General features: G+C 67.8%; 6 protein-coding genes and 1 pseudogene. 5 read left to right on the forward strand and 2 right to left on the reverse strand.

The window, feature by feature from the left end:
• Position 1: 1 nt before the first annotated feature.
• Positions 2-1402, reverse strand: a complete 1401-nt coding sequence (locus B2R83_RS10470; protein WP_292040841.1) for an FAD-binding oxidoreductase — start codon at positions 1400-1402, stop codon at positions 2-4.
• Positions 1403-1484: 82 nt separating this feature from the next.
• Positions 1485-2324, reverse strand: a complete 840-nt coding sequence (locus B2R83_RS10475; RefSeq protein ID WP_292040843.1) for a DMT family transporter — start codon at positions 2322-2324, stop codon at positions 1485-1487.
• A gap of 139 nt (positions 2325-2463) precedes the next feature.
• Here B2R83_RS10475 and B2R83_RS10480 point away from each other — a divergent pair, with 139 nt between their 5' ends.
• The 5 genes and pseudogenes from B2R83_RS10480 to B2R83_RS10500 form a co-directional block, all read left to right on the forward strand.
• Positions 2464-3588 (forward strand): toxic anion resistance protein, encoded by a 1125-nt coding sequence (locus B2R83_RS10480; RefSeq protein ID WP_292040846.1) that lies wholly within the window; start codon positions 2464-2466, stop codon positions 3586-3588.
• A gap of 35 nt (positions 3589-3623) precedes the next feature.
• On the forward strand, positions 3624-4211 hold the full coding sequence (locus B2R83_RS10485; protein WP_292040848.1) for a TerD family protein: 588 nt from the start codon (positions 3624-3626) through the stop codon (positions 4209-4211).
• A gap of 34 nt (positions 4212-4245) precedes the next feature.
• On the forward strand, positions 4246-5148 hold the full coding sequence (locus tag B2R83_RS10490; protein WP_292040850.1) for a hypothetical protein: 903 nt from the start codon (positions 4246-4248) through the stop codon (positions 5146-5148).
• A gap of 92 nt (positions 5149-5240) precedes the next feature.
• On the forward strand, positions 5241-6185 hold the full coding sequence (locus tag B2R83_RS10495) for a substrate-binding periplasmic protein (protein ID WP_081925838.1): 945 nt from the start codon (positions 5241-5243) through the stop codon (positions 6183-6185).
• A gap of 79 nt (positions 6186-6264) precedes the next feature.
• Positions 6265-6747 (forward strand): annotated as a pseudogene (locus B2R83_RS10500) (TolC family protein); the annotation flags it as partial.

Raw genomic sequence — 6747 nt, forward strand, 5'->3', positions numbered from 1 at the left:
TTCAGGCGGCGGCGCTCGCGGCCGGACGGATGTTCTGGTTGGCGCGGAACACATTGTCGGGATCGTATTTCTGCTTGACCTCGGCCAGCCGCTGGTAGTTGGCGCCGTAGGCATCGGGCGTGCGCTCGCTCTCGTCCTGCGGCATGAAATTCACGTAGACGCCCCCGCTTGCGTAGGGCGCGGCATCCCTGAAGAAATCGCGGGCCCAGGCAATGCAGCGCGCGTCGTCGGCGGGATCGTCCCAGCGGGTGTGCACGTTCATCACATACAAGGCGTCGCGGTGCGGATAGGCCATCGCTTGCGGCGGTGGCGCCGACGCCTGCGCGCCCAGCAATCCGAGGAAGATCTCGCACTGCGGCGTCGGCAGCATGCCCGCATAGCGCATGACCACGTCGATGGCCTCATCGCTCAGCCGGGTGAAATTATGCGATTTCCAGTAATTGCGCGCACCCGGCGTCAGCAAGGGGTCGAAGATCTGCTGCCATGCGGTGTAAGGCATGGGGCCGACGTGCATGCCCAGCGGCTCCCCCAGCTTGCCGATGCGCGCGATTGCCGCATCCACCGATGCGCCGCGCGACGGCGAGAACACCGGCAGCACCAGCACGTCCTGGCCGTGCGCCTCGGTCGGCAGGAAGGGCAGCGGGGGCGCCTTGCGCAGCACCGCCCACACCGTCATGTCGGCGGGCATGGCGTCGACGGCATCGCGGTATTGCATCAGGATCGTCCTGGCCTGGGCGGAGGGGAACACGATCAGCCCGGCCGTGATTTCCGGCCCCACCGGGTGCAGCCGGAATTCGAAGCGCGTGACCACGCCGAAGTTGCCGCCGCCTCCACGGATGGCCCAGAACAGGTCCGGGTACTCGGTCTCGCTCACGTGCAGGCGCTGGGCGTCGGCCGTGACCATCTCGGCCGACAGCAGGTTGTCGGCCGCCAGGCCCAGCGTGCGGCTGAGCCAGCCGAAGCCCCCGCCCAGCGTCAGCCCGGCCACCCCGGTGGTGGAATTGATTCCCAAGGGCGTGGCCAGCCCGTAGGACTGGGCTTCGTGGTCGAAGTCGCGCAGGCTGGCCCCGCCTTCCACCCAGGCGCGGCGCTGCCTGGCGTCGACCTGGACCGAGCGCATGCCGGACAGGTCGATCACCAGCCCGTCCTCGCACAGGGCGCTGCCGGCAATGTTGTGCCCGCCGCCGCGCACCGCAAGGGGAAGCCCGTGCTTGCGCGCGTAGTCCAGCGCGGCGCGTACGTCCGCCGTGCCGGCGCAGCGCACGATGATGGCCGGATGCCGGTCGATCATCGCGTTCCAGACCGTGCGGGCGGCGTCGTAACCCGCGTCGCCCGCTTGCAGGATGTCTCCTCGAATCGCACCCTTCAGCTCATTGAATTGCCCATTCGTCAGCGTATTCATCGCATCTCCCGGACGCTTGGTTGAAAGCCCTCCATTCATGATAGGAAGGCGGGGCGGGCTGACGCAAGCAGAGCAGGCCTGCCTATGTCCGCGGCCCCAGGATCACCAGCGCGATGCCGCCGATGACGGCGATCGATGCGGACAGCAGCCGCAGCGTGAGCGGCTCGTCCAGGAAGGCGACGCCGCCCAGGGCGGCAATCACGGGAACGCTCAGCTGCACCGCCGCCGCGCTGGTCGACTTCAGGAAGGGCAGCGCCGTGTACCAGATCGCATAGCCGACGCCCGATGTCAGCGCGCCGGACAGGAAGGCATACCCGCTTCCCGCCGGGTCGAACGCGGCCTCGCCCAGCAGCAGGAGGCTCAGCGCCAGCGCCATCGGTACGGCAAGCAGGAAGTTCCCCGCGGTGACCTGGAGGGCGTCGCCCGCGCCCTTGCCGCGCACCGAATAGATGCCCCAGGCCGCGCCGGCGCCCAGCATGAGCAGGGCGCTTGCCAACGGGGGCGCGGACAGGCCGGGCAGCAGCAGGCCGACCAGGCCGGCGCCGGCGAGCAGCAAGCCGGCCAGCTGCGCCGGGCGCAGGCGCTCGCCCGACCACAGCCCGTAAGCGATCATCGTCGTCTGCACGGCGCCGAACAGGATCAGTGCGCCGGCCGCGGCGGGCAAGTGAAGGTAGGCGAAGGAAAAGCCGGCTGCATAGGCGAACAGGGCCAGCGCGGACAGCAAGCTGCCCTTGCCTGCCCTGGCGCCGCCGCGCAGCCTGACCAGCACCCAGAGCATGAGCGCGCCCGACAGCAGGCGCACGGTCGTGAAACTGGCGGCATCGATATGCGAGCGGGATAGGGCGGCCCGGCACAGCAGGGAGTTGCCCGCGAATGCGGCCAGTGCCAGTACCGTCAGGACGACGACGCGCGCATGCGACATGGAGAAGCTCCTGCTGTGGAGTGGTTATACTGGACGAAGCCAGGTTGGCGCGCAAGGCATGTGCTGCGCCGACGCTGGCCCAGCTGGATTGTCCAGTGGTAAGCTATTCGTGTTGTCACTTCCCACCTGAAGGAATCCTATGAAACCGCTGTTCTCCTCCGACGAAGAAGCGAACGCAGCATCCACCACGCCTGCGGCGCCTGCGCCCACGCTGGCGCCCTTGCTGGAACCTGCACCCATGCCGGACGCGCTGCCGGCATTGCGTCCGGAGGCGAGCGCGGCTCCCATCGTCCGGGTCGATGTCTCCGGCATCGACGACAAGGCCATCGAGGCCCTGGGCGGCTCCACCGGCGCAGGCGTGGCGAAGGTCTCGGCCAAGCTGCTCGGCACCGTGCGTGCATCGGATGCCGATGTGTTCGGCACGCAGCTGAACGAACTGATCGCGACCTCCAAGGGCCTGGACCCGGCCAAGCTTCGTTCCGGCGGCCTGGTGTCGCGCCTGACGAACATGTTCGGCTCGGTCAAGGAAAAGATGCTGTCGCAGTACCAGGTGGTCGAATCGCGCATGGACACCCTGGTCACGGAGATGACGCGGCATGCCAATGTGCACCGGGCGCGGATCCAGGATTTCGACGAGATGTACAAGGGCCTGGAACAGTACTACCAAGGCCTGGATGCCGACGTGAAGAAGGGCGAGGAATGGGCCTCGCGCCTGCGCCAGGCGGTCGCGCAGCAGGCCGCGCCGGCCAATGCCTTCGAGGCGCAGCAGGCCACCGAACTCAAGCGTCGTCTGGAGCGCCTCGAAAAGCGCATCGACGACCTGAAGCGCGCCATGCTGATGGCCACGCAGATGGTGCCGCAGATCCGCCTGTCGCAAGACAATGCGCGGGCCCTGACGGACACCTTCACGGACATCGTCAACGTCTCGATTCCGGCCTGGCGCAACGTGTTCTCGCTCTACCTGCTGCAACTGGAGGCCAAGCAGAGCGCCGCGGTCGCCAATGCCGCCTACGACGCCACCGACGCGGCCTTCCGCGCCCAGGCCGACATGCTGCTGGAAAATACCGAGACCGTGGCCCGCGCCAAGCAGCGCTCGCTGGTCAGCCTGGAAACCGCCCAGCACGTGCAGACGCAGCTGGTGACCGCCTTCGACAAGCTCGAGCAGATCTCGAACGAAGGCCAGCAGCGCCGCCAGGCCGAGCTGCCGAAACTGCAGGAGCTGGAGCGCGAGCTGATTGCGCGTTTTTCGCCAAGCGGCGCTTGAATCCCATGTTCACCCCATAAGGAAAAGGAAAGTCCATGTCGACGACGCTCCACACTGGCCACCGCATCAACCTCGAAAAAACCGCGCCGGGCTTGAAGCGCGTGCGTATCGGCCTCGGATGGAAGGTCAACGCGGTCGAGGGCCAGCCATTCGACCTCGACGCGTCGGTATTCCTGTGCAGGCGGGATGCGAGCGACCATCCCGTCATGATCAGCAACGCCCACTTCGTGTACTACAACCACGCCACCTCTCCGGACGGCGCGGTCGTGCACTCGGGCGACAACCGGACCGGCGACAAGGATGGCGACGACGAAGTCATCACCGTCGACCTGGCCAAGGTCGAGGCGGAAGTGGTGGAGATGCCGATCGTCGTGACCATCCACGATGCCGATGTGCGCAAGCAGACCTTCGGCATGGTCACCGACGCCTACGTCAAGGTGTACAACGACGAGACCGGCGAGACGATCGCGGAATACGACCTCGACGAAGACTACGCGGACAAGACCGCGCTGCAGTTCGGCTCGCTGTACCGCAAGGATGGCGAATGGCGCTTCCAGGCCGTCGGCGCCGGCTTCAAGCTGAACCTGGCGACCTTCATCCGCAAGCTCGGCGGCACCGTCTGAGGAGCACGCGCTCCTGCTCGATGCCGGGTAGTCGATGACACAGCAAACGCCCAAGGCATTCGACTTCGGCGCGGAGCCCGAGCTCCCCGCCGAGCCGGCCGGCGCTGCGCCGGTGCCGCAGGCCTTCGATTTCGGCGATGCCGGGCAGCCCGCTGCCGCGCCGCCGGCCGGCACTGGCCCACCCAGGGCGCTGTCCTTCGACGACCTTCCCGCGGCGCCGGCTTGCGCCGTGCCCCCGAAAGCCATGGCCAGGGTGTTGTTCGAGAGCGAGGATCATCCGGCGGTGCGCGATGCGCTGGCGATCGCGCACGCCGATTATCCGGCCTTGTCCGAACACGCCGGTCAGCGCCTGGCCGCGCTGTTTCGCCGCATCCTGCCGCTGAAGCTGCCGGTGGTCGCGGAGTGGGCGGAAGGGCCATTGATGGAACAGGCCGCACTGCTCCAGCCCATCACCGAACTGGTATTGAGATTCACCCAGATGGCGGTGCCCGCGCAGCTCGAGGCGGCACTGGAGAGCACCCGGGCGCCGGCAGGCGTGTTCGACAAGCTGTTCCGCCGCCCGAAGTCTCCTTCCCAGTACAAGACGGAGCTGGCCTCGAGCCGTGCGCAGCTGCTGCAGCTCATCGCGGACAGCGACGCCGCCGTGCGCGCTCTGGAAGAGTCGGCGCGCAAGCTGGGCCTGCATGCGGCGGTGCTCGCCGTCGTGTCGAAGCTGGCGGGTGGCGCGACGGACGCGAGCCTGTCCGACGCCCTGGTGCAGCGCCGCACCCTGATCCAGCAGGCGGTGCGCCAGGCCGAGCTGTCGATCCTGCAGATGGGGCAGGTGCGCCAGCAGGCCGCCGAGCTGGTCGGCCAGGTGTCGTCTTTCCTGACGGTGACCTTGCCGGCGCTTGAGATGGCGCAGGCGCAGGGCGGCGCCGGGAAAAATAGTGGCTAGCAAGCAACACTAGGGTGGTCCGAGTCATGGCGCGTGCTAGCATTGGCAGGCCACTCGTCCATCGTTCGCGGTCCTGACGGCCGCCCGCCGACATGCCCCGACTCGCCGTCTTATTGCTGTTGAGCTTGTTTTTCCTGTCGTCCGTGCCGGGGCGCGCCGCCACGTATGTTTATCTACGTCCGGAGTGGGGGGATACCGGGCGTGATCCCTACGGTGTCGCCTTGCTGAAACTGGCATTTGCCAAGGCGGGTGTCTGCCATACGCTGGTGTACAGCGAGCAGCCCATGAAGCAGGCGCGTGCATTGGCGGAACTTGCACGCGATTCCGGCAAGCTCGATATCATGATTACGATGACCGCACCGGACCGCAAAGCCTCCCTGCTGGAAGTCCCGGTGCCGTTGACCAAGGGCATGCTCGGCTGGCGCATCGCGCTGGTGCGCAAGGACCGCCTGCATCAGTTCGCCGACGTACACTCGGCCGAGCAACTGAAGCGATTCGTCGCGGGGCAGGGCCACGACTGGCCGGATACCGCGATCCTGCGCGCCAGCGGTTTGCCGGTGGAAACCTCTTCGACCTATCCAGGCATGTTCAAGATGCTCGACGCCGGGCGCATCGATTATTTTCCGCGCGCGGTGCAACAGGTCTTCGACGAGCACGAGGCCTATCCGGCCCTGGCGGTCGAACCGCATATCGTCCTGCGTTATCCGACCGACGCCTACTTTTTCGTCAACCCGCGCAAGCGTGGCCTGGCGGACGAGGTGCGGCGCGGGCTGGAAACGGCACAGGCCGACGGTTCCTTCGATCGTTTGTTCTACAGCTATTTCGCAGCGCAGATCGCCGCTGCCGACCTGGAGCGGCGGCGGGTCATCGACCTGCCCAATCCCATGCACGCCAGCGCGCTGGCGCCGGCGCGCGGCAGCCAGTGGTTCTCGCTCGCGGAGTTGCGCAAGCCCGCCTTCCTCGCCGCGGCCCGCGGACGGGCGCGGCCGCCGGCGCTTGCCGATGCCTGCCCGGCGCTGCACCGGCCCTTGCGATAACGCCGCCAGTCGTGTGGCTGGTCGCGGCCAAGCGGCGCTATCATCACCGATAAATACTGATGAGCTTTCGGAGGGACCGGTGAAACCGTCCAAGTCCTATATTGCCCCGCTCGCCCTGGCGCTGGCCTGCTGCGCCGTGCTGCCGGTGCGGGCGCAGCAGAGCGCCGCCCTCGACTATGGCGAGGCGTGGCGCCGGTTGCAGGCGCGTTCGGGCGCGGTGCGCGGCGCCGAGCTCGACCATCAAGCCAGGCAATTGCAGGCCGAGGCGCTGCGCCGCATCGACGGACCGGACCTGCGCCTGAACGGATTCGCCGGACGGCTCTCGACCTCGCTGAATATCGATACCGGCCGCCTGGCGCAATCCCTGGAGCCGGCCCTGCAACCGGTGCTCGAGGTGCTGCCGCCGCTGCCCGGGCTGGCCTTGCCGGAACTGCCCGCCAGCCTGGAGACCGAGCGCACCTTCACGGTCCGCTCGCTCGGCCTGGCCTCGGTCTGGCCCCTATACACCGGCGGACGCCTGGACGCGCTCAAGGAGGTGGCCGCCGGCCGCGCCGCCGAGGCC

Origin of the sequence: Massilia sp. UBA6681 (assembly GCF_002454935.1) — a bacterium.
In the GTDB taxonomy this organism is placed as follows: Bacteria; Pseudomonadota; Gammaproteobacteria; order Burkholderiales; family Burkholderiaceae_D; genus Telluria; species Telluria varians.

Excerpts from the sequence above, each read along its gene's own strand:
- B2R83_RS10495 (WP_081925838.1), top strand. The coding sequence starts at position 5,241 with ATGCCCCGACTCGCCGTCTTATTGCTGTTGAGCTTGTTTTTCCTGTCG.
- B2R83_RS10470 (WP_292040841.1), bottom strand. The coding sequence starts at position 1,402 with ATGAATACGCTGACGAATGGGCAATTCAATGAGCTGAAGGGTGCGATT.
- B2R83_RS10480 (WP_292040846.1), top strand. The coding sequence starts at position 2,464 with ATGAAACCGCTGTTCTCCTCCGACGAAGAAGCGAACGCAGCATCCACC.
- B2R83_RS10475 (WP_292040843.1), bottom strand. The coding sequence starts at position 2,324 with ATGTCGCATGCGCGCGTCGTCGTCCTGACGGTACTGGCACTGGCCGCA.
- B2R83_RS10490 (WP_292040850.1), top strand. The coding sequence starts at position 4,246 with ATGACACAGCAAACGCCCAAGGCATTCGACTTCGGCGCGGAGCCCGAG.
- B2R83_RS10485 (WP_292040848.1), top strand. The coding sequence starts at position 3,624 with ATGTCGACGACGCTCCACACTGGCCACCGCATCAACCTCGAAAAAACC.